The 23294-nt window shown below is 72.5% G+C and carries 20 protein-coding genes; 13 read left to right on the top strand and 7 right to left on the bottom strand.

The annotated features are described in order from the left end of the window. The first annotated feature begins 29 nt into the window (after positions 1-29). Positions 30-1325 carry a hypothetical protein gene (locus ACSMXR_RS34440; protein ID WP_473170718.1) on the top strand — a complete coding sequence of 432 codons (1296 nt, stop codon included), beginning with the start codon at positions 30-32 and terminating at the stop codon, positions 1323-1325. Between the two features lie 102 nt (positions 1326-1427). Here the strand turns inward: ACSMXR_RS34440 and rpsN are convergent, their stop codons facing one another. Continuing rightward, entirely contained in the window at positions 1428-1733 is a 306-nt protein-coding gene (gene rpsN, locus ACSMXR_RS34435) for a 30S ribosomal protein S14 (RefSeq protein WP_218523727.1), read from the bottom strand. Continuing rightward, entirely contained in the window at positions 1733-1969 is a 237-nt protein-coding gene (gene rpmB / locus ACSMXR_RS34430) for a 50S ribosomal protein L28 (RefSeq protein WP_137227938.1), read from the bottom strand. Before rpmB ends, rpsN begins: the two co-directional genes overlap by 1 nt. Positions 1970-2039: 70 nt before the next feature. Between rpmB and rpmG the strand changes: the two genes are divergently transcribed. The 5 genes from rpmG (at position 2040) to ACSMXR_RS34405 (ending at position 5719) form a co-directional block, all read left to right on the top strand. Next, the gene (gene rpmG, locus ACSMXR_RS34425; protein WP_003964410.1) at positions 2040-2204 is read left to right on the top strand and encodes a 50S ribosomal protein L33; all 165 of its coding nucleotides are present in this window, start codon (positions 2040-2042) and stop codon (positions 2202-2204) included. 52 nt (positions 2205-2256) lie between these two features. Continuing rightward, entirely contained in the window at positions 2257-2511 is a 255-nt protein-coding gene (locus tag ACSMXR_RS34420) for a type B 50S ribosomal protein L31 (RefSeq protein WP_473170717.1), read from the top strand. Continuing rightward, positions 2508-3662 (top strand): CobW family GTP-binding protein, encoded by a 1155-nt coding sequence (locus tag ACSMXR_RS34415; RefSeq protein ID WP_381850930.1) that lies wholly within the window; start codon positions 2508-2510, stop codon positions 3660-3662. The genes ACSMXR_RS34420 and ACSMXR_RS34415 overlap by 4 nt, the downstream gene beginning before the upstream one ends. Before the next feature lie 85 nt (positions 3663-3747). Continuing rightward, positions 3748-3996, top strand: coding sequence for a 30S ribosomal protein S18 (gene rpsR, locus ACSMXR_RS34410; protein WP_137227944.1), 249 nt, complete (start codon positions 3748-3750; stop codon positions 3994-3996). A 94-nt stretch (positions 3997-4090) separates the two neighbouring features. After that, the gene (locus ACSMXR_RS34405) at positions 4091-5719 is read left to right on the top strand and encodes an MFS transporter (protein ID WP_473170716.1); all 1629 of its coding nucleotides are present in this window, start codon (positions 4091-4093) and stop codon (positions 5717-5719) included. 188 nt (positions 5720-5907) lie between these two features. Here ACSMXR_RS34405 and ACSMXR_RS34400 read toward each other — a convergent pair whose 3' ends face one another. Next, on the bottom strand, positions 5908-6351 hold the full coding sequence (locus tag ACSMXR_RS34400) for a subtilase-type protease inhibitor (RefSeq protein ID WP_473170715.1): 444 nt from the start codon (positions 6349-6351) through the stop codon (positions 5908-5910). 414 nt (positions 6352-6765) lie between these two features. On the opposite strand from ACSMXR_RS34400, the gene ACSMXR_RS34395 reads away from it, so the two are divergent. The 4 genes from ACSMXR_RS34395 to ACSMXR_RS34380 are packed head-to-tail and all read left to right on the top strand — an operon-like array spanning position 6766 to position 11156. After that, on the top strand, positions 6766-7704 hold the full coding sequence (locus tag ACSMXR_RS34395; protein ID WP_473170714.1) for an ABC transporter ATP-binding protein: 939 nt from the start codon (positions 6766-6768) through the stop codon (positions 7702-7704). Between the two features lie 8 nt (positions 7705-7712). After that, positions 7713-8687: an ABC transporter substrate-binding protein gene (locus ACSMXR_RS34390; protein WP_381850924.1), complete on the top strand. Its 975-nt coding sequence runs from the start codon at positions 7713-7715 to the stop codon at positions 8685-8687. A 2-nt stretch (positions 8688-8689) separates the two neighbouring features. After that, positions 8690-10837, top strand: a complete 2148-nt coding sequence (locus ACSMXR_RS34385; protein WP_473170713.1) for an iron ABC transporter permease — start codon at positions 8690-8692, stop codon at positions 10835-10837. A 43-nt stretch (positions 10838-10880) separates the two neighbouring features. After that, positions 10881-11156, top strand: coding sequence for a hypothetical protein (locus tag ACSMXR_RS34380; protein WP_473170712.1), 276 nt, complete (start codon positions 10881-10883; stop codon positions 11154-11156). Between the two features lie 84 nt (positions 11157-11240). Here the strand turns inward: ACSMXR_RS34380 and ACSMXR_RS34375 are convergent, their stop codons facing one another. From ACSMXR_RS34375 to rhaI, 4 genes are all read right to left on the bottom strand, one after another. Further along, positions 11241-14441 carry an alpha-L-rhamnosidase gene (locus tag ACSMXR_RS34375; protein WP_473170711.1) on the bottom strand — a complete coding sequence of 1067 codons (3201 nt, stop codon included), beginning with the start codon at positions 14439-14441 and terminating at the stop codon, positions 11241-11243. Between the two features lie 67 nt (positions 14442-14508). Next, positions 14509-15975 carry a rhamnulokinase gene (locus tag ACSMXR_RS34370; RefSeq protein ID WP_473170710.1) on the bottom strand — a complete coding sequence of 489 codons (1467 nt, stop codon included), beginning with the start codon at positions 15973-15975 and terminating at the stop codon, positions 14509-14511. Then, on the bottom strand, positions 15972-18011 hold the full coding sequence (locus tag ACSMXR_RS34365; protein ID WP_473170709.1) for a bifunctional aldolase/short-chain dehydrogenase: 2040 nt from the start codon (positions 18009-18011) through the stop codon (positions 15972-15974). The genes ACSMXR_RS34370 and ACSMXR_RS34365 overlap by 4 nt, the downstream gene beginning before the upstream one ends. Before the next feature lie 197 nt (positions 18012-18208). Next, positions 18209-19369, bottom strand: coding sequence for an L-rhamnose isomerase (gene rhaI, locus ACSMXR_RS34360; RefSeq protein ID WP_473170708.1), 1161 nt, complete (start codon positions 19367-19369; stop codon positions 18209-18211). A 260-nt stretch (positions 19370-19629) separates the two neighbouring features. On the opposite strand from rhaI, the gene ACSMXR_RS34355 reads away from it, so the two are divergent. From ACSMXR_RS34355 to ACSMXR_RS34345, 3 genes are read left to right on the top strand one after another with little or no spacing between them, the layout of a single operon-like run. Next, the gene (locus ACSMXR_RS34355; protein ID WP_473170707.1) at positions 19630-21147 is read left to right on the top strand and encodes a sugar ABC transporter ATP-binding protein; all 1518 of its coding nucleotides are present in this window, start codon (positions 19630-19632) and stop codon (positions 21145-21147) included. Then, positions 21144-22184: an ABC transporter permease gene (locus ACSMXR_RS34350; protein ID WP_473170706.1), complete on the top strand. Its 1041-nt coding sequence runs from the start codon at positions 21144-21146 to the stop codon at positions 22182-22184. Before ACSMXR_RS34355 ends, ACSMXR_RS34350 begins: the two co-directional genes overlap by 4 nt. Next, a complete protein-coding gene (locus tag ACSMXR_RS34345; protein WP_137227968.1) occupies positions 22177-23187 on the top strand; it encodes an ABC transporter permease in 1011 nt (336 codons plus the stop codon). Before ACSMXR_RS34350 ends, ACSMXR_RS34345 begins: the two co-directional genes overlap by 8 nt. The last annotated feature ends 107 nt before the right edge of the window (positions 23188-23294 follow it).

The raw sequence follows: 23294 nt of genomic DNA, 5'->3' as shown, positions 1-23294 counted from the left end.
CGCGTTCCCGCCGATGCCAGGAGTTCGTCATGCCTCATCCGCACGCCCGCCCCCGCACCGCCCGGTCCTCGCCGCAGACGCCGCCGCGCCTCCTGGTCTCCGACCATGTCGCGGGGCGGATCAGCCTGTTGGACCTTCCGGACGGCACCGAGCGGGCGGAGCTGAACCATCGGCACCTCGCCGAGCACGCGGGCTTCCTCGCCCTGCCGGACGACCTGGTCGCCTGCGTGGACGACCGGGCGGGCGAGCTGCTGGTCCTCGACCCCTACGGCCCCGGCGCGGACCGGCCGCTGATCCGGCGGCGGATACCGGTCGCCATCCCCGCCGAGCATCTGGCGGCGGATCCGGGCGGCCGGCAGCTCGTGGTGACCACCGGCCTCGGCCGTAACGAGGAGGCCTGGACGGGACTGCTGACCGCCGTCGACCTCGACGCACCGGACGGCGCCGTCGCCGTACGCGTACGGGGGCGTACCGGCGAGCCGGGTGTCACGGTCCTCGGCGGACCGTCCCCGCTCGTGGTGCTGCGCCACCGGGAACCGGGCGAACTGCTGGTCCACCGGCACCGCGACCTGATGCGCTCGGCCCCCGCCTGCCCGCCGGCCGGCCCGGTCCGGCGGATCGCCCTGCCCGACGACGACGGACACGGCGATGCCCACGACCCGCTCACCGGGCGGATGTTCGCCGCCGCCGGCTCGGGGGTGCATCGCGCGCGGCGGGAGGGGGACGACCTCGCGCCCGAGGCTCCCCTGTCCTGGTCCGCCGACGGCCGGTCCGGCGGGCGCGGCTACTACCTGCGGCTCGACCCCGTACGGCGCATGCTCTGGTCCTGTGTGCGCGGCGGTTCGGGTGACCCCGGGCAGTGGCCCGACTGGTCCAACGACGCCTGGTGGCACCACCTCGACACGGGCGTCACGGGCCGGCTGGACCTGGGTCCGGGGCTGGTCTTCCGGCTCGCGGTGACCGCCCGCCACATCGCGTACACCCGGGTCCACCCGGACGGCGACGAACTCATCCTGCTCACCGCTCCCCCGGTCGCCGGAGCCCGCCCGGCGGTGAGCGCTCGGCTGCCCCTGCCCGCCATGTCCGGCGCGCCCCGGCCCGGCGGCACCCCCTGGGACGGAGTGCAGCGCCGGGCCGTCGCCGCCTCCCCCGGCGGCGGCCTGGTCGCGGTCAGCCGCGGCGGCCACGGCGAGGTCCACATCTTCGACGCGGACCGGGCGGCCCAGGTCACGACCCTGACCGTCCCGACGCCCCTGGACGACGGCGGCCACCTCGCCCTGCTCACCCCCGGGGACGGGGCGCACGCCGATCCGGTCGGCCGCTGAGGGCGAGGTCGCGGGTGGCGGCGGGCGGTGGCGGACCCCGTCCCGCCACCGCCCGCCGGCCTCCGCTCGCTCAGCCCGGCGTCACCGGGAAGGCGGCCGGTGCTACCAGGAGGACTTGGTCACCCCTGGCAGGAATCCCGCGTGGGCCTGTTCGCGCATCCGGACCCGGGAGAGGCCGAACTTGCGCAGATACCCCCGGGGCCTGCCGTCGACGCTGTCCCGGTTGCGGACCCGCGTGGCACTGGCATCGCGCGGCTGACGCCGCAACTCCTCGACCGCGGCAGCCCGTTCGCGCTCCGGCGTGCCGGGCCGGCGGATGATCTCCTTGAGCTCGGCCCTGCGGGCCGCGTACCGCTCGACGGTCTCCCGGCGGCTGTCGTTCCGTGCGATCTTGCTCTTCTTCGCCATCAGACCCTCTCCCCCCGCGCACGGATGCGCGCGACCGCGGCTTCGATGCCGATGCTGTCGATCGTCTTGATCGCCCGGGCACTCAGCGTGAGGCGCACGTACCGCCCCTCACCGGGCAGCCAGTACCGCTTGCGCTGGACATTCGGGTCGAACCGGCGGGATGTCCGGCGGTGCGAATGGGAGATGTTGTTGCCGAATCCCGGCTTCGAGCCGGTCAGTTGGCAGTGGGCGGACATGAAAGTTACCTACCTCTCCTTCGGCGCATCCATTATTGAAAATGGAAACCATTGCCATATAGTAGCGCCCATGGCTCGCAACGAAGTACGCCCGGTCATCAAGCTCCGCTCCACCGCGGGGACCGGCTACACCTACGTCACCCGCAAGAACCGGCGGAACGACCCCGACCGGATGGTGCTGCGCAAGTACGACCCGGTCGCCCGCCGCCATGTCGACTTCCGCGAGGAGCGCTGAAGCTCCCGCTCCCCCGACGCCCGACCCTGAAGCACACCCCTAGGACACCGCCATGAAGCCCGGAATCCACCCCTCGTACGGCCCCGTCGTCTTCCGCGACAGGGCCGCCGACTTCGCGTTCCTGACCCGTTCGACCATGACCAGCGACCGCACCGTCGTGTGGGAGGACGGCAACACCTACCCGGTGGTCGATGTGGAGATCTCCTCCGCGAGCCACCCCTTCTACACCGGCACCGCCCGCGTCCTGGACACCGCCGGACGCGTGGAGCGCTTCGAGCGCCGTTACGGACGCGGTGAGGCCCGGTGAGCGAGCACCGTACGAAACTGCCCGTCGTCATCGTCTGCGGTCTGCACTCCGAGGCGCGCCGCGATGTGGTGGAGGGGCTGCTGCGGGAGGTTCCGCACAGCGTCGCGCTCCACCACGATCTGGCGACGGCCACCGGCGGAACGGTCCGCCGCTCCCTGCGGGACGCCGGGGGCGAGCTGACTTCCGGCGAAACGCCGCTGGTCAACGAATGCGCCTGCTGCGCGCTGCGCGAGGACCTCGTGCCCGAACTCGAACGGCTCGCGGAGGACGGGGTGACCCGCCTCGCCGTTGTGGAACTCTGGGACTCCGTCGAGCCGAAGTCCATGGCCGAGGTGATCGCCGCGCACACCACCGCCGCCGAGGTGACCAATGTGTTCGCGGCGGTCGACCCCACCCTCGTCCTGGCCTGCCTCTCCAACGGCGACGACCTGGCCGAGGCCGGTCTAGCGGCGGCGCCCGGCGACCGGCGGACCATCGGCGACACCTGGGCCCGGCAGGTGGAGTACGCCCCCGTCCTCGCCGTGGCGCCCAGCCCGGCGGCCGACGACGAGGACCGTGCGCTGATCCGGCAGCTCCATCCGACAGCACGTCAGGCAGCTGCCGGGTCGGCGGAGTTGGCCCGTCTCGCGTTCGCCGGGTTCGACGTGGAGGCGGCGGACGCGGGGCAGCACCCTGCCTGCGCCCTGCTTCCGCAGGAGGCGGAGGAGGCCGGGGTGGGCACGCTCGTCTGGCGGCGGCACCGGCCCTTCCACCCCGAACGACTCCTCGACGCGCTGGAGGACCTGAGCTGCGCCGCGGCCCGCAGCCGGGGCCGGTTCTGGCTCGCGGACCGGCCCGACACACTGCTCTCCTGGGATGCCGCGGGCGGCGCGCTCTGCGTGGAGAACACCGGACCCTGGCTCGCCTCGCTCCCGGACGCCGCCTGGTCCATGGTGCCGCCCTACCGGCGGGCCGCCGCGGCGCTGGACTGGCACCCCGAGCACGGCGACTGCTGCCAGCACCTGGTCTTCGTCTCCCCCGGCCTCGACCGTGACGGTCTGACCGGGCTGCTGGACTCCTGCCTGCTCACGGACGAGGAGTACGGCTCCGGGCGGGAGGCGTGGAAGAGCCTGCCCGCCGCGTTCGACGCGCTCCTCGACCCGGTCCACTGAGCCGGCCCGTATCGCCCGCACACCGGAACCACGCAGTACGCCGCCCCGCCGAACACCCCGAACACATCGAGCACGAGGAAGACTCATGGCCCGTCAGCAGGACCCCCGCAAGCCGCTCAAGAACCGGCCGAACCCCCTGGACGCCGCCAGGATCACGTACATCGACTACAAGGACACCGATCTGCTGCGGCGATTCATCTCCGACCGGGGAAAGATCCGCAGCCGGCGGGTCACCCGGATCAGCGCCCGGCAGCAGCGGCAGATGGCCGCCGCCATCAAGAACGCCCGCGAGATGGCCCTGCTCCCGTACACGGGATCCGCGGCAGCCAAGTAGCGCGAACGCGCCCCCGCCCCGGAATTCTCCCTGCGGCGGGGGCGCGTTCGCGGCTCGGGATGCAGCACGGCGGCAGTCCGAGCACCATGGACGCATGGGCAGAGACATCCCGGAGAAGGGCGCCCCCGGTCCGAGGTCCTCGGATCCGGGAACGGCGGCCCGGCAGGGCGGCCCGCCGAACCAGGGACTCGCTCTCGCGGCCATGCTGTTCGCCGTGTCGATGACGTTCATCGACCAGACCATCGTCGCGATCGCCGCCCCGGACATCATCGACGAACTCGGGCTCACCTCCTCGCAGATGCAGTGGGTCGTCAACGCCTATCTGCTGACGCTGGCCGCCTTCTTCGCCCTGGGCGGAAGGCTGTCCGACATCTTCGGGCACCGACGCGTGATGCTGATCGGCACCCTGGTCTTCGTCATCGCCTCCGCGTTGTGCGGAGCTGTGCCCTCCGGGGACTTCGCGCAGGCCTGGCTGATCGGCTTCCGGGCCGTCCAGGGCATCGGCGCCGCACTGATGTTCCCCGCCGCACTCGCCGTGGTCATCGCCGTCTTCCCGGTGGAGCGGCGGGGCCGGGCGCTGGCGCTGTTCTTCGGGGTGTCCGGGGCGCTCACCGCGGTCGGGCCGCTGCTCGGCGGCTGGCTCACCGCGTGGACCTGGCGGGCGATCTTCTGGGTCAACGTGCCGATCGCCGTCATCGCCGTCGTACTGGCGCTGCTGGCGCATATCCCGGACCGGGCCCGCCGCGAGCCGCTGGACCTGCCCGGCGCCGCGCTGGTCGCCGTCGGCATGGGGCTGACGGTGCTCGGTCTGCAGCAGGCGGGGACCTGGGGCTGGGACTCCGTCGCCACCTGGGCTTGTATCGCGGGCGGGCTGCTGGTACTGGCGGTGTTCTGCCGGTACGAGCTGCGCACCCGCTTCCCGTTGATCAAACTGCGGGTCTTCCGCGATCTGGCGTTCCGCGTCGACAACGCCGTGCTGTTCTTCGCCATGATGGCGTTCGTCCCGGTGTTCTTCTTCGCCTCCGTGTACGCGCAGGTCTCGCTGAGCGCCTCGCCGAACCAGGCCGCGCTGTACCTCCTCTACTTCTTCATCGGCTTCGGGCTCGCCTCCCAGTGGGGCGGCCGGATCCTCGACAAGCGCGGCGCACGGCCGGCGATGAAGCTCGGCACGGCGCTCGGTGCGGTCGGGTTCGCCCTGTGGGCGGGGAAGTTGACCTCCCTGTCCATGCACGACCAATGGCTGTACGCGGCCATGGCGGGCGCGGGGATCGGACTGCTGCTGGCGCCTGCCTCGACGGACGCGGTGAACCGGGCGATCGACGCCTCGTACGGCGAGGTCACCGGCATCACCCAGACGGTGCGCAACTTCGCCGCCAGCATCGGTCTTGCCGTCTACGGCACCATGCTGACCCATACGACGATCACCAAGGTGGACGAGACGCTGCGGAGCAAGGGCCTGCCGGACGGCGAGTCGCGCGACATCGCCGAGTCCGTCGCGCAGTCGGTGACCGGTCACGCGGACTCCCGGGGGCCGTCCGGCTCCGGGCCGGTGGCCGAGACCGTACGGGACTCGATGGCCGCGATCCGGATGGACTTCGCCCAGGCGAACCAGTGGGTGTTCTACGGGATGGCCATCGCGCTGGCCGTGGCGTTCCTGATCTCGCTGCGCCATCCGGGCACGCGGGTGACGCAGGAGTCCTCCGACCGGCCGAGCGGATCGTAGGGGGTCCAATCGACCGGGGCGGGTCGCTGCCGGCCGCGGCGGAAACGGCTCGGGCGACCGCGTGGCTCCCGGTCGTCGTGGACGGGGGCGTGTGCGGGGCACGCCGGGTGGGGCGGGTCGCCGGACGCGGTCGGGCGGGGAGGACGGTGTCGTGCTCCATCACTCCGGCGTCGGCACGCCCCGGTGGATCAGAAGGCGAAGACGGCGTTGTCGTTCATGTTGCCCGCCATCTCGCAGGCGTTGCCGTACGTGGAGCTGAACCGGACCGGCTTGCCCTGCCAGACGCCGTGGGCGGTCACCACGACCGGGTCCCACTGACGGGTGCAGGTCCGGTTCGACGGGCCGGCGGTCAGTTCGGAGAACTTGCCCTGGACCTCTGCCAGTTCCTTGCAGGCCGCGGCGGGCGTGGGGTGTGTTCCCTCGGCGGTGGGGGCGCAGGTGAGCGTGACGGCCCGCTCGACGGTGGCGGTCAGCGGGTCCTCGCCCCGGGCGACGGTGAGGACGAGCGCCGAGGGAGCGTAGAGGCTCTCCGCCTTCACCGGTGCGGCCTGTGCGGCGGTGGCCGCGAACCCGCCGAGCAGAAGGGTGCTCGCCGTGACGGTTGCGAAGATGGCGTGAGGGTTGCGTCGCATTGGTGAAAACTCCTTGGTCGGGTGCCTGATTGCGGTCAGGAGTCTTACGCATGCGGAAAGTAGGCGCACATCGACGGCCAGCTTCCAGCCGCAGACGCACGTTCGAACCGACCGAATGGTCATTCGGGCAGCTCAGGTGCCTCGCGCAAGCCGTCCAGCATATGGACAGACTTCGGCGGTTCAATCCGAAACGACCGTTTGACCTGCGGATACTCCGAAGCGCTTCGATGCACCAAACCGCTGCTTCGGCCGGAAAGTACCGCCGTCCGGGGGTTCGCGCAGCAGATCACCCCCTCCGGCCACCCCACCGGAGGCGGGCGCCCGCCGACCGGTCGACCGCCCGCGGATCACACGGAGGACACAATTCCGGATCCCGCTTGACCTGGTGAACTTAGGCCAGGCTAACCTCACTGCGTGATCGCTCCTGCCCTCGACCGAGAAGACCCACCGCCGCGTCGGCGCTCCGCGCCCGCTGCCGGTGCACCCGCCGTGACCGCCGCTGCCGGTCCCGGCGCGGACCCCGAACCCGACGCCGGCCTGGACGCCCGCGACCTGACGATCGCGTACGACCGTACGGACGTCGTCCACGGGGCCGACCTCCGGCTGCCGCGCGGTCGTGTCACCGCGCTCATCGGGCCGAACGGCAGCGGGAAGTCCACCCTGTTGCGGGCCGTGGCCCGGCTGCACAAGGCCCGTACCGGCACCGTGACCGTGGCGGCCCAGGCCGAGGACGCCGCGCCCGTCGACGCGCTCGCCCTGTCGCGCTCCGACTTCGCCCGCCGCGTCACCCTGCTCGCGCAGAGCCGGAACGCACCGGCCGGGCTCAGCGTGCGCGACGTGGTCGGATTCGGCCGCCACCCCTACCGGGCCGGGCTCCGGGGGTCCGACCCGGACGGGGCCCGGATGGTCGAGCACGCGCTGGCCGTCACCAACCTCGCCGAGTTCGCCGACCGCGGGGTGGAGAGCCTGTCCGGCGGGCAGTTGCAGCGCGTCTGGTTCGCCTGCTGCCTGGCCCAGGACACCGACGTCCTCCTTCTCGACGAGCCGACGACCTATCTCGACCTGCGCTACCAGGTGGAGATCCTCGACCTCGTCCGCGATCTGGCCGACACCCACGGCGTCACCGTCGGGGTCGTGCTGCACGACCTGGACCAGGCCGCCGCCGTGGCCGACCAGGTCGTCCTGCTCGCGTCCGGGCGGATCGTCGCCGCCGGCACGCCCGCCGAGGTGTACGCCCCCGAGCGGCTCAGCGACGCCTACGGCATACGCATCGACGTCGAACCCGACTCCTCCACCGGCATCCCGCGCACCCGCGCGGTCGGCCGCCACCACCTTCGTTCCGAAAGGCCCTGAACACCCTCATGAAGAACCAGCACCTGACGTGGCCCGTCCTCGCCGCCGCGGCCGCGCTCGCCCTCACGGCCTGCGGCACCACCGAGGCCCCGAAGAAGGAGTCCGCCGGGGACAGCGCGGTGACGGTCACCGACTCCCGCGGCAAGAAGGTCACCCTCGACGGACCGGCCGAGCGCGTCGTCGGCACCGAGTGGAACGTCGTCGAGACGCTCGTCACCCTCGGCGTCCAGCCGGTCGGCGTGGCCGACGTCAAGGGCTACACCGCGTACGACAAGGCCGCGCCGCTCACCAAGGGCGTCAAGGACATAGGCACCCGGGGCGAGCCCAGCGTCGCCACCGTCGCCGCGCTCAAGCCCGACCTCATCGTCGCCACCACCGACCTGTCCGACTCCGCCATCGCGCAGCTGTCCAAGGCCGCCCCGGTCGTCGTGGTCCGCTCCGCCGACGCGAGCCGTCAGATCGACCAGATGATCGACACGGTCAACCTCATCGCCGAGGCCACCGGCACCGAGGACAAGGCCAAGTCGGAGGTCGACTCCTTCCGCAAGGCGGTCGCGGACGGGAAGAAGAAGCTCGCGGACGCCGGTCTCGACGGCGAGAAGGTCGCCTTCGCCGACGGCTGGCAGGAGGGCAACCAGGTCTCGGTCCGCCCGTACGTCAAGGGCTCGCTGCTCTCCGACGTCAACACCGAACTCGGCCTCGTCGACCCGTGGAAGCTCAAGGGCGACAAGGCCTACGGTCTGGCCGCGACCGATGTCGAGGGCCTCACGAAGATCGGCGACGCGCAGTTCGCGTACATCGCCAACGACTCCGACGGCGGCGACCCGTTCGCCGACGGCCTCAAGGACAACGCGGTGTGGAAGTCCCTCCCGTTCGTCAAGAACGACGAGGTCCACCGGCTGCCCGACGGCGTCTGGATGTTCGGCGGCACCGCGTCGATGCGCGAGTACATCGACGCCCTCGTCGGTGCGCTGACCGACTGACGATGAGCACACGCACCACAACCGTCCCGCCCGCCCCCGTGAAGACGGTGGCGGGCGCGGCCGGTCCGGCCGGGGCCGTCGCCCCGGTGACGGCCGGCCCACCGGCCCGTCGCGGCCGGATGCTTCTCCTGGCGCTCGCGGGGCTGCTCGCCCTGGCCGCCCTCGCGGTCACCCATGTGAGCCAGGGCACCGCCGCCGTCGATCTGCACACGCTCTGGCAGCTCGCGACCGGCTCGTCCTCCGACCGGACGGCCCACGAGCAGACGGCCGCCGTGGTGCTGGACTCCCGGCTGCCCCGGCTCGCCGCGGGGCTCCTCGTCGGCTGCGCGCTCGGCGCGGCGGGCGCCGCCCTCCAGTCGGTGTCGCGCAACATGCTGGCCTCCCCCGACACGCTCGCCGTGAACGCGGGCGCGTATCTCGCGGTGGTCACCGTCGCCGCGTTCGGCATCTCGCTGCCCGCGCTGCCGGCCGGGGCCACCGCGTTCCTCGGCGGGCTCCTCGCGGCGGGGGTCGTCCTCGGTCTGTCGCGGGCGGGGGCCGGGCCGATCCGGCTGGTGCTTGCGGGATCCGCGCTCACCCTCGCCCTGTCCGGGCTGAGCGGGATGCTGCTGCTCCTGCGCTCCCAGCAGACGACCGGACTGTTCGCGTGGGGCAACGGTTCGCTCGCCCAGATCGGCATGCAGTCCATCGACCGGCTGACCCCGGCCGCGCTCCTGGCGTTCGCCGGGCTCATGCTGATGGGCCGCCGCCTCGACATCCTCGCCCTCGGCGACGACGGCGCGGCGGTCGTGGGGGTGAGCCCCCGGCTGACGCGCAGCATCGCGGTGATCCTCGCGGTGCTGCTGGCGGCGGTGTCGGTGGCGGTGGCGGGGCCGGTCGGCTTCGTCGGCCTGTGCGCGCCCGCCGTGGTCCGGCTGCTCAGCACCTGGATCCCGGGCCTGGTCCGGCACCGGGCGTTCATCCCCGCGTCGGCGCTCGCGGGTGTGCTCGTGGTGCTCGGCGCGGATGTGCTGCTGCGTGCGGTGTTCGGCGCCCAGGCGGGGGCGGAGGTGCCCACCGGCATCGTCACGACGTGTTTCGGCGCGCTCGTTCTGGTCGTCCTGGCCTACCGGTCGCGCGACATGGGCTCGGACAGCGGCTCGACGGCGTTCGCCCGGCTGCGCAGCCGGCGCGCGTTCGTCCTCACCCTGACGGTGACGGTCGTGGCGCTGCTCGGCGCGGTGGTGGCGGCGACGCTGTTCGGCGACGCGACGCTGCTCCTGGGCGATGTGGGCAACTGGCTCACCGGCCGTTCCGGCCAGTTGGTCACGTACATCCTCGACACGCGCGTCCCCCGGGTCGTCGCCGCCCTGCTGGCCGGTGCGGCGCTGGCCGTCGCGGGCGCCGTCGTCCAGGCGGTGTCGCGCAATCCGCTCGCGGAGCCGGGCGTCCTGGGCGTCGTCAGCGGGGCCGGGGTGGGGGCGGTGGCCGTCCTCACCTTCGTACCGCTGGCGAGCTTCTGGTTGATCAGCGGCTCCGCGCTGGCCGGTGCGGCGGCCGCGGCGGGGCTGGTGTTCGGTCTTGCCGCGCGGCGTGGTCTGGAGCAGAACCGGCTGGTGCTGATCGGTATCGGGGTCCAGGCGGGCGCGGGCGCGTTCGTCAGTCTGCTGATCGTGCTGACCGATCCGTACAACGAGACGAAGGCGCTGGCCTGGCTCGGCGGGTCGACGTACGGCCGGACGTTCCCGGAGCTGATTCCGGTGCTGGTGGCTCTGGTCGTCGCGCTGCCCGTTCTCGTGGTGATGCGCCGTGAACTGGACCTGATCGGGCTGGACAACGAGACACCCGCCCTGCTCGGCGTACGGATCGGGGCCACCCGGCTGGGTCTGCTGAGCCTCGCCGTCCTCCTGACGGCGGGGGCCGTCGCGGCGGTCGGCGTGATCGGGTTCGTCGGCCTGGTCGCCCCGCACGCGGCACGCGCCCTGGTGGGCCGCCGTCATGTGCGGGTCGTTCCGCTGAGTGCGCTGCTCGGCGCGCTGCTGGTGGTCGTGTCCGACACGGTCGGCCGGACGATCATCGCTCCGGCGCAGATCCCGGTCGGACTCCTCACCGCCGTGATCGGGGCGCCCTACTTCATCTGGCTGCTCTGGCGTTCACGGCGCGAGGGCTGACGGCGGCGCGGCCCGTCGCGCGGGCGTCGAACGCTTCGAGCGAGTGCCCGCGTTCTCCATCGCCGGTCTCCCGCTGCCGGAGGGCGCGCTGGACCTGGAAGGCGCGGCGGGCGGCTGGGTCTCTTCGCTGGTGCAGCACACGCTGCCCCTCTCCGCCGCCGACCGTCGGCGCCTGCGCGCACGTGCCCGGGCGCTGGCCGCGCAACCGCGCCCCGCACGGACGCTTGTGCGGCCCCCGCAGGACGCCGGTCCGCCGGGTTTCGGCTCGCTGCTGGTACGGGAGCTGGCCGACGCGGCCGAGGCGCTCGACCGCGGCTGAGGAGCATCGGCCCCAAGAGCGCGCGTACGCCGTACCGGCGGTGCCTGACCGCCGGTACGGCGTACGTCTCTCGTCCGGGCGGGCTCAGACCGCGAAGCGGTGGCTCCCCGAGCCGACGGCGAACACCGCGCAGCCGTCCTCCAGCCGCAGGAACCGGGCGCCGGTGTGCGTCACGTCCTCGGCCCGGCCCGCCGGGATCCACACCTCTGCGGTGGTGTTCACGGGGAGGCCCACGGTCAGGTGGAAGCGGCCCTTCTCCGCCTTCCAGTCGGTGGTGACCGGCCCGTGGAGGGAGGCGAAGCGGCCCCGGGCGCGGGTGATGCCGCCGCCGGGCCGGGGCCGCACGGTGACCTCGCGGAAGCCGGGTGCGGCGGGGGCGATGCCCGCGATGTGGGCGTACATCCACTCCCCCACCGAGCCGTACGCGTAGTGGTTGAAGGAGTTCATCCCGGCGTCCTGGAAGCTGCCGTCGGGCTTGATGGAGTCCCAGCGCTCCCACATGGTCGTGGCCCCGCGGTCGATCTGGTAGCCCCAGCTCGGGAAGGTGCGCTGGAGCAGCAGGCGGTACGCCACATCGGTGTGCCCGGTGTCGGTGAGGACGGGGAGCAGGCGGGGGGTGCCGAGGAAGCCCGTGGACAGATGCCAGTCCTTCGCCTCGATGAGGGCGACCAGGCGGTCGGCCGCGGTGGTGCGTTCCTCGGTGCTCAGGAGGTCCATGGAGAGCGCCAGCACGTAGGCGGTCTGGGTGTCGCCCTTCACCCGGCCGCCGTCGGTGACGTACGCGGTACGGAAGGCCTCGCGGACCTCCGCGAACAGCGCGGTGTACGGGGCCGGGTCCTTGCCCAGGACCCGGGCGGTACGGGCCACGAGGTCGGCGCTGTGGGCGTAGTAGGCGGTGGCGATGACGTCCTTGGGGGTGTCGTCGGCGATGTTCAGCCAGTCGCCGTAGCCGGTGGCGGGCCGCAGCCGTCCGGTGCTGTGGGCCTCCAGGTAGTCGAGCCACTTCAGCATCGAGGGCCAGGCCGCCTCCAGGACCCGGGTGTCGCCGTACGCCTGGTAGAGGGCCCAGGGGACGGTGACGCCCGCGTCGCCCCAGCCGGCCGACCCCGCGCCGAGGCCCTCGACGTGCGGCGCGACGTCCGTGAAGGCTCCGTCGGCGGTCTGGTCGTCCTGGAGGTCGCTCAGCCATTTGCCGAGGAACCGCGCGGACTCCATCGCGTACGCGGCGGTGGGCGCGAAGACGTTGATGTCGCCGGTCCAGCCGAGGCGTTCGTCGCGGGCGGGGGTGTCGGTGGGGATGGAGAGGAAGTTGCCGCGCAGGCCCCAGGTGATGTTGCTGTGGAGCTGGTTGAGCATCGGGAGGTTCGTCTCGAACTCCATGGTGAGGGGCGCGTCGGTGTGGATCACCCGCCCGACGACGGCGTCCAGCGGAGGCTTGCCCGGATAGCCGGTCACTTCGACGTAGCGGAAGCCGTGGAAGGTGAAGCGCGGCTCGTACGTCTCGCGGCCGCCGCCCTTGAGGGTGTAGTGGTCGGTCGCGGCGGCGGTGCGGAGGTTGGTGGTGTAGACGGTGCCGTCGGGGTTCAGCACCTCGGCGTGGCGCAGCCGTACGGTGGTGCCGGCCCGGCCGGTGACGCGCAGGCGTGCGGTGCCGACCATGTTCTGGCCGAGGTCGAAGACGAAGACGCCGGGGCGGGGTTCGGTGATCTTCCGGGCCTTCAGCTCCTGGATGACGCGGCAGGGGCCGTCGGGCTCCGCGACCAGTTCGGCGGTGACCTCCTCCTCGGCGGGCACGGCCTTCGCCCAGGCGGCGTCGTCGAAGCCGGAGCGCAGCCAGCCGCCGGTCTCCAGGCGGGCGTCGTAGGTCTCGCCGGTGAGGAGGTCCGCCAGGGTGATCGGCCCGGTGGCGGCCCGCCAGTCGGTGCCGGACAGCACCCGCTCGGTGCTGCCGTCCCGGTAGGTGACCTCCAACTGTCCGAGGAAAGCCGGGTGTTCGCCGTACTGATGCGGGCCGAACATGCCGACGTTGCCCGCATACCAGCCCGTGGCCAGCTCCACGCCGAGGGTGTTGGCCCCGGAGGTGAGCAGCTCGGTGACGTCATGGGTCTGGTACTGGATCCGCCGGGCGTAGTCGGTCCAGCCCGGGGCGAGGCGGTCCGTGCCGACGCGCTTGCCGTTGAGGTGGGCCTCGTACAGACCGAGGGCCGTGGAGTAGAGCCGGGCCCGTGCGACGGGCTTGCGGCGCAGCCGGAACTCGTGGCGCAGCTGGGCGACGGGCGCGTAGGCGGGAGCGACCTTCCCCCAGGGGCCGGAGCCCCATGCGGCGAGGACCTTCGCGGCGGGCCAGGACCCGTCGTCGTAGTCCAACGCCTGCCAGTCGCCCGCGGGTTCGGCGTCGGCGGCCTTCCAGCCGTCGCCGGTGGCGATGGTGCGTACGCCGTCGGCGGTGGTCAGCTCCAGGACCCCGAGCAGTCCGGCGGGGCCGGTGACCTCGTTGGTCGCGGCGACGGCGAGGATGTGGCGGCCGGGGGTCAGCCGTTCGGTGACGTCGGTGACCGAGGGGCGGCTCCAGGCCCTGGCGACCTCGTCCGGTTCGGCCCGCGCCACTTCCGTACCGTCGAGGTGGGCGATGTACCCGTCGTCGGCGGTGAGCACCAGCCGGGCCCGGGTCACCCCCTCCGGTACGTCGAACGCGCCCCGGAACCACCGGGTCGCGGCCGGGGCGCTGCTCGCCGGGTCGCCTTCCGGGAACCAGATCCAGGAGGCCTCGTCCAGGGCGGGGGCGCCGACGAGGGAGGCGGGCGCCCCGATCCAGTCGGCGGACCAGTCCGAGGCCTCGGTGAGCCCGGTCTCCCACCAGGCGGGTGCGGACCAGCCGGAGACCTGGCCCCGGTCGTCCCAGACCCGCACGGTCCAGTAGTAGCGGGTGCGGGAGCGCAACTCCGGACCGGCGTACGTCACTTGGGCCGATTCGGCGGACTCGACCTTTCCGCTGTCCCACACGTCGGGCCGCTCCAGGGCCCGTTCGCTGAGCGCGACGCGGATCTGGTACGCGCTCTGTGTGCGGCCCGGCGCGGTGGCGGTGAGCGGCCAGCCGAGGCGCGGGCGGGCGGCGCCGAGGCCGAGCGGGTTCTTCACGTACTCGGCGGTCGAGCCGCCCACCCGGAGCCCCTTGGCTCCTTGCGCACCGCGTTCCGCGGCGTGTGCGGGTGGGACGGCTCCGGCGATGAGGGTGGTTCCCAGGGCGGTGGCGGTCGTGCTGAGCAGTCGTCGTCGGCTGATCACACTCGGCTCCGATTCGGCGAGGGGAAGGGACGGGAAGGGAAGGGACGGTGGTGGGGCGGGTGAACGGTCAAGCGTGCAGACGGCGCGCGCCTTCGGTGCGGCGCGCGGCCGCCTCCCAGGCCGCCGGGTCTCCCGACGGCTCGTAACGGGTCAAGGGCTGGGTACGGGCGATGAGTTCACGGCTGGAGGCGAGGTCGCCGGGCAGGCCGTGGGCGCGTGCCTGGACGAGGACGTTGCCGAGGGCGGCCGCCTCGGCGGGGCCGGCCACGACCGGCAGCCCGCAGGCGTCGGCGGTGAGTTGGCACAGCAGCGCGTTGCGTGCCCCGCCGCCGACGATGTGCACGACGTCGACCGCGCGGTCGGCCAGGCGCTGCGCCTCGTGGATCGCGCGCCGGTGGGCGAGGGCCAGCGAGTCGAGGATGCAGCGCGTGGTCGCGCCCGCGGTCGCGGGCTCGGGCTGGCCGGTCGCCCGGCAGGCGGCCGCGATGCGTTCGGGCATGTCTCCGGGGGCCAGGAACTCCGGTGCGGCCGCGTCCACGACGGACCGCAGGGCGGGAGCACGGGCGGCCTCGGCGAGCAGGGATGTCACATCCTCCCGGCCCCAGGTGCGCATGCACTCCTGGAGCAGCCACATGCCCATGATGTTGCGCAGGAAGCGGACGGTGCCGTCGATGCCCAGCTCATTGGTGAAGTTCGCCTCGCGGCTCGCCTCGGTGGTGACGGGTGCGTCCAGTTCGAGTCCGGCCAGGGACCAGGTGCCGGTGCAGAGGTAGGCGAAGCGCTCGCCCCGCGCGGCCGGGACGGCGGCGACGGCGGATGCGGTGTCGTGCGAACCGACGGTCGTGACCGGTACGGGACCGGGCAGCCCGGTCAGCTCCTGGACCAGGGGCAGCGTCGAACCTGCGGGGTCGCCGGGGCGGCGGAGCGGGGCGAAGAGCCCGAGGTCGATGCCGAGGCGGCCGGCCAGGCCGTGGTGCCAGTCGCCGGTGCGCGGGTCGATGAGCTGGGTGGTGGAGGCGTTGGTGAGCTCGGTGCCCTGTTCGCCCGTGAGCCAGTACGTCAACAGGTCCGGTATCAGCAACAGCCTTTGCGCGGCTGCGAATTGTGGTGTGCCGCGGGCGGCGGCGAGTTGGTAGAGCGTGTTGAACGGGGCGTACTGGATGCCGGTCGCCCGGTACAGCTCCTCGGGCGGGACCGTGGCCCACACCTTCTCCGGGACGCCTTCGGTGCGGCGGTCACGGTAGTGGACGGGGTTGCCGAGGAGGGCCCCGTCGGCGTCGAGGAGGCCGTGGTCCACCGCCCAGCTGTCGATGCCGAGGGAGTCGACCGGGCCCGCCGCGCGCAGCCCGTCGAGCACTCCCCGGTAGAGGCCGAGGATGTCCCAGCGCAGGCCTTCCGGCAGGTGGACGGGCCGGTTGGGGAAGCGGTGGACCTCGGTGAGCTCCAGGGTGTCGGGGCCGACGCGGCCGACCATGACCCGGCCGCTGGAGGCTCCCAGGTCGGCCGCGGCGAGGGTCCGCGTGGGCGCGCTCATCGCAGGAAGGCCCCGGCGACCCCGGCGTCGACGGGGATGTGGAGGCCGGTGGTGTGGGTCAACTCGCCGCCGGTGAGGGCGAACACGGCGTTCGCGACGTGTTCGGGCAGCACTTCGCGCTTGAGGAGGGTGCGTTGGGCGTAGAACTCGCCGAGCTTCTCCTCCTCGATGCCGTACGTCGCGGCGCGCTGCGCCCCCCAGCCGCCGGCGAAGATGCCGGAGCCGCGTACGACTCCGTCCGGGTTGACTCCGTTGACACGGATGCCGTCCGCGCCCAACTCGGCTGCGAGCAGACGCACTTGGTGGGCCTGGTCGGCCTTGGCGGCGGAGTAGGCCACGTTGTTCGGACCGGCGAAGACGGCGTTCTTGGAGGCGATGTAGACGAGGTCGCCGCCGAAGCCCTGGGCGCGCATGACGCGCGCCGCCTCACGGGCCACGAGGAAGGAGCCCCTGGCCATGATGGCGTGCTGGAGGTCCCAGTCCTGGGCCGTGGTCTCCGCCAGGGGCTTGGAGATGGAGATGCCCGCGTTGTTCACCACCAGGTCGACGCCGCCGAAGGCGAGTGCCGCGGCCGCGAAGGCGTCGGCGATCTGTTCCTCGCTGGTGACGTCGACGGTGACGGCCACCGCCCGGTCGGGGCCGCCCAGTTCCTCGGCGACGGCGGCCCCGCTCCCGGCGTCCAGGTCCGCGACGACCACACAGGCGCCCTCCGCGACGAGGCGGCGGGCGATGGCCCTGCCGATGCCGCTGCCCGCGCCGGTCACCAGGGCGACCCGGGTGGCCAGCGGCTTCGGCTTCGGCATCCGCCGGAGTTTGGCCTCCTCCAGCGCCCAGTACTCGATGCGGAACTTCTCCGACTCCTCGATCGGCGCATAGGAGGAGACGGCTTCCGCGCCGCGCATCACGTTGATCGCGTTGAGGTAGAACTCCCCTGCCACACGGGCGGTCTGCTTGTCCTTGCCGAAGCTGAACATGCCCACCCCGGGGATCAGCACGATCGCCGGGTCCGCGCCCCGCATCGGGGGTGAGCCGGGCTCCGCGTGACGGGTGTAGTAGGCGGCGTACTCCTCCCGGTAGTCGGCGTGCAGCTCGCCCAAGCGGCTTACGGCGTCGGTGAGTTCGGCGGTTGGCGGGAGGTCCAGGACCAGCGGCCTGACTTTGGTGCGGAGGAAGTGGTCCGGGCAGGAGGTGCCCAGCGCCGCGAGCCTCGGGTGCTCGGTGCGGGCGAGGAAGTCCAGGACCGCGTCGGAGTCGTCGAAGTGCCCGACCTGGGTGCGGTCCTGGGAGGCGAGCGCGCGGATGTACGGGGCGAGGGCGGCGGCCCGTACACGGCGTTCGGCCCGGGGCAGCGCCTCGTACCCGTCGAGGACCGGCCCGAACGGCTCGGGCCTGCCGCGCTCGGCGAGGAACGCCTCGGCGGTACGGATGATGTGGAGCGCGTTGGCCTCGCACTCCTCGGACGTCTCGCCCCAGGCGGTGATGCCGTGGCCGCCGAGGACACAGCCGATGGCCCCCGGGTTCGCGTCCTTGACCGCGGCGATGTCCAGGCCGAGCTGGAAGCCGGGGCGTCGCCAGGGCACCCAGGCGACCGTCCCGCCGAAGCAGTCGGCGGTCAGCTTCTCACCGTCGGCGGCGCAGGCCAGCGCGATCCCGGAGTCCGGGTGCAGATGGTCGACGTGCGGGGCGTCGACGAGGCCGTGCATGGCGGTGTCGATGGAGGGGGCGGCCCCGCCCTTGCCGTGCAGGCAGTAGTCGAACGCGGCGACCATCTCGTCCTCGCGCTCCGCACCCGCGTAGACGGTCCGCAGGGCGCGGAGCCGGTCGAGGCGGAGGACGGCGAGCCCTTCCTCGGTGAGGGTGCCGAGGTCGCCGCCGGAGCCCTTGACCCACATCAGCTCGACGTCGTCGCCGGTGACCGGGTCGGGCGCGGCGCCCTTGGCGGAGGCGTTGCCGCCTGCGTAGTTCGTGTTGCGCGGGTCGGAGCCGAGCCGGTGGGAGCGGGCCAGCAGCGCCGCGGCTTCGGGGTGGAGTGCCATGGGTTCCTCGGTGTCCTTCGCTCAGGGGCGGCGGAGTGGCGGGGCGGTCGTGGGACCGGGCGGGTGTGCGGCCCGTCGGTCGTGGCGCGCGGAGAGGTCCGGAGGGCCGGGGCCCGGAGGGCCGGGGCCCGGAGGGCCGGGGCCCGGAGGGCCGGGGCCCGGAGGGCCGGGGCCCGGAGGGCCGGGGCCCGGAGGGTTTACGCCCCCCAGCCCGCCTGCTGTCCGCCGATCCGCTCCTGGGCGGTCTTCGCCGCCCAGCCGGAGCGCCGGTAGGCGGCCATCGGGTCGCCGTCGAGGCCCTGGTCCTCGCGGACCTCGGCGAGCAGCGGACGTACGTCGGTGTTGTAAGCGTCCATGAGCACGGCGTTGGCCTCCAGGACGTCGCCGGTGCGCTGGGCGGCGGCCAGCGCCTCGCGGTCCACGAGGAGCGCCTTCGCGGTGGCCTCCTGCACGTTCATCACCGAGCGGATGATCGCGGGGATCTTCTCCTCGATGTTGTGGCACTGGTCGAGCATGAAGGCGACATCCGCGGTGAGCCCGCCGCCCCGGACGACCTCGTACATGATGCGGAAGAGCTGGAAGGGGTCGGCCGCCCCGACCATCAGGTCGTCGTCGGCGTAGAAGCGGGAGTTGAAGTCGAAGCCGCCGAGCCGGCCCTCGCGCAGCAGGGTCGCGACGATGAACTCGATGTTGGTGCCGGGTGCGTGGTGCCCGGTGTCCACGACGACCTGGGCCCGGGGGCCGAGCTTGAGGCAGTGGGCGTAGGCCGTGCCCCAGTCCGGTACGTCGGTCGTGTAGAAGGCGGGCTCGAACAGCTTGTACTCCAGGAGCATCCGCTGGTCGTCGCCGAGCCGTTCGTACACGGCGGCCAGCGCCTCGGCGAGCCGGTCCTGCCGCTCGCGGACGTCGTCCTGCCCCGGGTAGTTCGTACCGTCCGCGAACCACAGCTTGAGGTCCCGGGATCCTGTCGCGTCCATGATGTCGACGCAGGCCAGGAGGTGGTCCAGCGCCTTGCGGCGTACGGCGGCCTCCGGGTGGCAGACGCTGCCGAGGCGGTAGTCGTCCTCCTGGAAGGTGTTGGCGTTGACGGCCCCGAGGGTGAGGCCCCGGTCGCGGGCGTACCCGGCGAGCGCGGCATAGTCGTCGACCGTGTCCCAGGGAATATGGAGGGCGACGGTGGGTGCGGCTCCGGTGAACTCGTGCACCTTCGCCGCGTCGTCGAGTTTCTCCTGGGGCGTGCGGGGCACGCCTGGCCGGGCGAAGACCTTGAAGCGGGTCCCGGAGTTCCCGTACGCCCAGGAGGGAGTCTCGATGGCCTGGGACATGAGGGCGGCCTTCACCGTGGCGGGCTCGGTCACTTCGTCGCTCCTGTGACATCGGTGTGAACGCGAATGAATCTGAAACGATTCACGCGGCTTGAAGGTAGGAGCGCCCCCGAGAGCTGTCAACCCTTCCGGCAGGCCTGACCTGACAGGGCCTCACGAACGCAAGGGCCGGTCGAGAATTTCCGTTCACCCCCATTGACGCGACCCAAGGGACCTGCCTAACGTCCCGGCAACTCATTTGAAACCTTTCACGATGCCGTGAGGACGCCCTCCGCGTCGTCGAGGAGCCACCGATGACCCACCGGTCCGCCAAGGATCCGGCCCCCGTGCTGGCCCTGAGGGACGTCTCCAAGTCCTTCGGCGCCGTACGGGCCCTGCGGGATGTGTCGCTCGACCTCTTCCCCGGCGAGGTGCACGCCCTCGCCGGGGAGAACGGCGCGGGCAAGTCGACCCTGATCAAGACGCTCGCCGGAGTGCACCGGCCCGATGCCGGCCGGCTTCTGCTGGACGGCGAGCCGGTCACCTTCCACGGCCCCGCCGACGCCCGGGACGCCGGCATCGCCGTCATCTACCAGGAGCCCACGCTCTTCCCCGACCTGTCGATCACCGAGAACATCTTCATGGGCCGCCAGCCCCGGCGGGCGTACCGGCGGATCGACCACCGGGCCGCCCGGACCGCCACGGCCGCCCTGATGCACCGGCTCGGGGTCGAACTCGACCCCGACCGTCCGGCGCGCGGCCTGTCGATCGCGGACCAGCAGATCGTCGAGATCGCCAAGGCCCTCTCCTTCGACGCCCGCGTCCTGATCATGGACGAGCCGACGGCCGCGCTGACCGGCAGTGAGGTTGCCCGGCTGTTCGGCGTGGTCCGCGCGCTGCGCGAGCAGGGGGCCGCCGTGCTGTTCATCTCGCACCGGCTGGAGGAGATCTTCCGCATCTGCGAACGGGTCACGACCCTGCGGGACGGGGCGCTGATCGCCAGTGAACCGCTGGCCGGCATGGAGGAGGAGGACCTGGTCCGCCGGATGGTCGGCCGGGATCTGGACGAGCTCTATCCGAAGCAGCACGTCGAGGCGGGCGAGGTCGCCCTGAGCGTCCGGCGGCTCACCCGCGAGGGCGTGTTCACCGATGTCTCCTTCGATGTGCGCTGCGGCGAGATCGTCGGCATGGCGGGACTGGTGGGCGCCGGGCGTACGGAGGTGGCGCGGGCGGTCTTCGGCGTCGACCGGTGGGACGCCGGTGAGGTCGAGGTGGCCGGGCGGGCGCTCGTCAACGGCGCCCCGTCGACCGCGATGGCCGCCGGCCTCGCCCTGGTCCCGGAGGACCGGCGGGCCCAGGGCCTGGTGATGGGCATGTCCATCGAGCGGAACATCGGGCTCACCGGTCTGCGCGCCACCAGGAGGGCGGGGCTGATGGACCGGGGCGCCGAGCGCAGCCGGTCGCTCGACTGGGCGGTCCGGCTTCAGGTGAAGTACGCCCGGATCGCCGACGCGGTGTCCACCCTGTCCGGCGGCAACCAGCAGAAGGTGGTCCTGGCCAAGTGGCTGGCCACCGGGCCCGCCGTGCTGATCGTCGACGAGCCGACGCGCGGGATCGACGTCGGCACCAAGGCGGAGGTGCACCGGCTGCTGAGCTCGCTGGCCGCGGACGGGGTGGCGGTGCTGATGATCTCCTCCGACCTGCCCGAGATCCTCGGCATGGCCGACCGGGTGCTGGTGATGCACGAGGGCCGCCTCACCGCCGAGATCCCGCGTTCCGACGCCACCGAGGAGTCCGTGATGGCCGCTGCCACCGGGAGGGCCGCCGCATGACGGTGACGACCACCGAAACGGCGCCCGTCGCGCCGATACCCTCCTCCAGCAGCACCCGGCTGGTGGACCGCGTCTTCAAGATGCGCGAACTCGCCATCCTGGTCGTGCTGTTGGTGATGCTGGTGCTGACCCAGCTCGGCAACAGCGCGTTCCTCTCCGAGCAGGGCATCAAGGACCTGCTGCTGAACGCCACGATCCTGGCGCTGGTCGCCACCGGCCAGTCGCTGGTGGTCATCACCCGCAATGTCGACCTGTCGGTGGGCTCGACGCTCGGCATCAGCGCCTTCGCCGCCGGTACGTATCTCCAGGGCGGCGGGCACCCGGTGGTGGCCGTGGCCCTGGCCGTCCTGCTGGGCGTCGGTTTCGGGCTGCTGAACGGGCTGCTCGTGAGCCTGGGCCAGGTGCCCGCGCTGGTCGTGACGCTGGGCACGCTCTACATCATCCGGGGCATCGACTCGATCTGGGTCGGCTCGCGGCAGATCACGGCGGCCGATCTGCCGGACGGATTCGTGGACTTCGGCTCCGGCGGGATCTCGGCGGTGCCCTGGCTGGCGATGATCGCGCTGGCCCTGCTGGTGTCGACGGCGTACTACCTCAAGCACTTCGGCAGCGGGCGCGAGCTGTACGCGCTCGGCTCCAACCCGGAGGCCGCGCGGCTGGCGGGGATTCCGGTACGCCGGCGGATCCTGCTCGCGTACACCTTCTGCGGGGCGCTGGCCGGACTCGCGGGCGCGCTGTATCTGGCGCGCTTCGGGAACGTCGACTCGGGCACCGGCACCGGTTACGAACTCACCGTCGTCAGCGCGGTCGTGGTCGGCGGTGTGGTCTTCACCGGAGGCTCCGGCACGGTCTACGGCGCGGCGCTCGGGGCGCTGCTGCTGACCTCGGTCAACAGTGTGCTGCCCGCGCTGGGCGTCAGCTCCGTGTGGGTGCTAGCGATCAACGGCTTCCTGCTCATCCTCGCCATCGCGGTCGACCGGATCGTCGCCCTGCGCGTGGCGTCCGCACTGAAGAAGAGGAACGCCCGCCATGGCTGACTCCGCACTCGCGCGCGCCGTCCGCTGGGACACGGTCGTCGGCGCCCTCCTGATCGTGGTGCTGCTGCTGTCCTTCGGCTTCGTGGACGGTTTCGGCAACGCCCTCAACCTGTCGTTCCTCATCGGCAACACCCTGCCCATCGCCCTGATCGCCCTGCCCATGACGCTGCTGGTGGTCTCCGGCGAGATCGATCTGTCGGTGGCGTCCACGGCCGGTCTCTCCGGTGCGGTGATGGGGGCGCTGTGGAACCAGGGCCTGCCGATCGAGGCGATCATTCCGGTCTGTCTGCTGCTCGGTGTGGTCTGCGGGCTGGTCAACGGGCTGCTCGTCACCCGGCTCGGGCTGCCGTCGCTGGCGGTCACCATCGGCACACTGGCGGCCTACCGGGGCATCGCGCAGATCGTGCTCGGCTCGGACGCCGTCACCGACTTCCCCACGCCCTACCTCGACTTCGCCGCGGGGCGGATCGGCGACACGTTCGTCCCGTACGCCCTGTTGCCGTTCCTGGCGCTGCTCGCCGTCGCCGTACTGGCCCTGCACGCGACGCCGTTCGGGCGTTCGCTGTTCGCGACGGGGGCCAACGAGGAGGCGGCCCGGTTCGCGGGCGTGCGGGTGAAACGGCAGAAGCTCATCCTGTTCACGGTGACCGGCCTGATGGCCTCCCTCACCGGTGTGTTCTGGGCGCTGCACTACGCCAGCGCCCGCTTCGACAACGCCACCGGCCTCGAACTGTCCGTCGTGGCAGCCGTGTTGCTCGGCGGCATCGACTTCGACGGCGGCAAGGGCACGCTCGGCGGCGCGATCGCGGGGGTGTTCCTCCTCGGGGCGCTGCAGAACGTGATGAGCCTGGGGGACGTCTCCGCGCAGTCGCAGATCGTCGTCACCGGTGTGCTGCTCGTCGTCTCCGTGCTCGGCCCGCGCGTCGGGCGGCAGATCGCCGTCGCGAAGGCGGGGCGACGGGCCGCCTCGGCTCCCCCGCCGGCCTCGGCGCCGGTTCCGTGACCGCGTCACCGGCTCCGTGACCGACACGTCGACTCCGTAACCGCTTCCCCGGCTCCGTGCCCGACATGTCGACTCCGTAACCGCCACCTCGGCTCCGCTCCGTAACC

It is taken from the genome of Streptomyces sp. DSM 106670, assembly GCF_055792845.1.
Note: the sequence above shows the minus strand (reverse complement) of the source record. Positions and strands in the feature narration are given on the sequence as shown.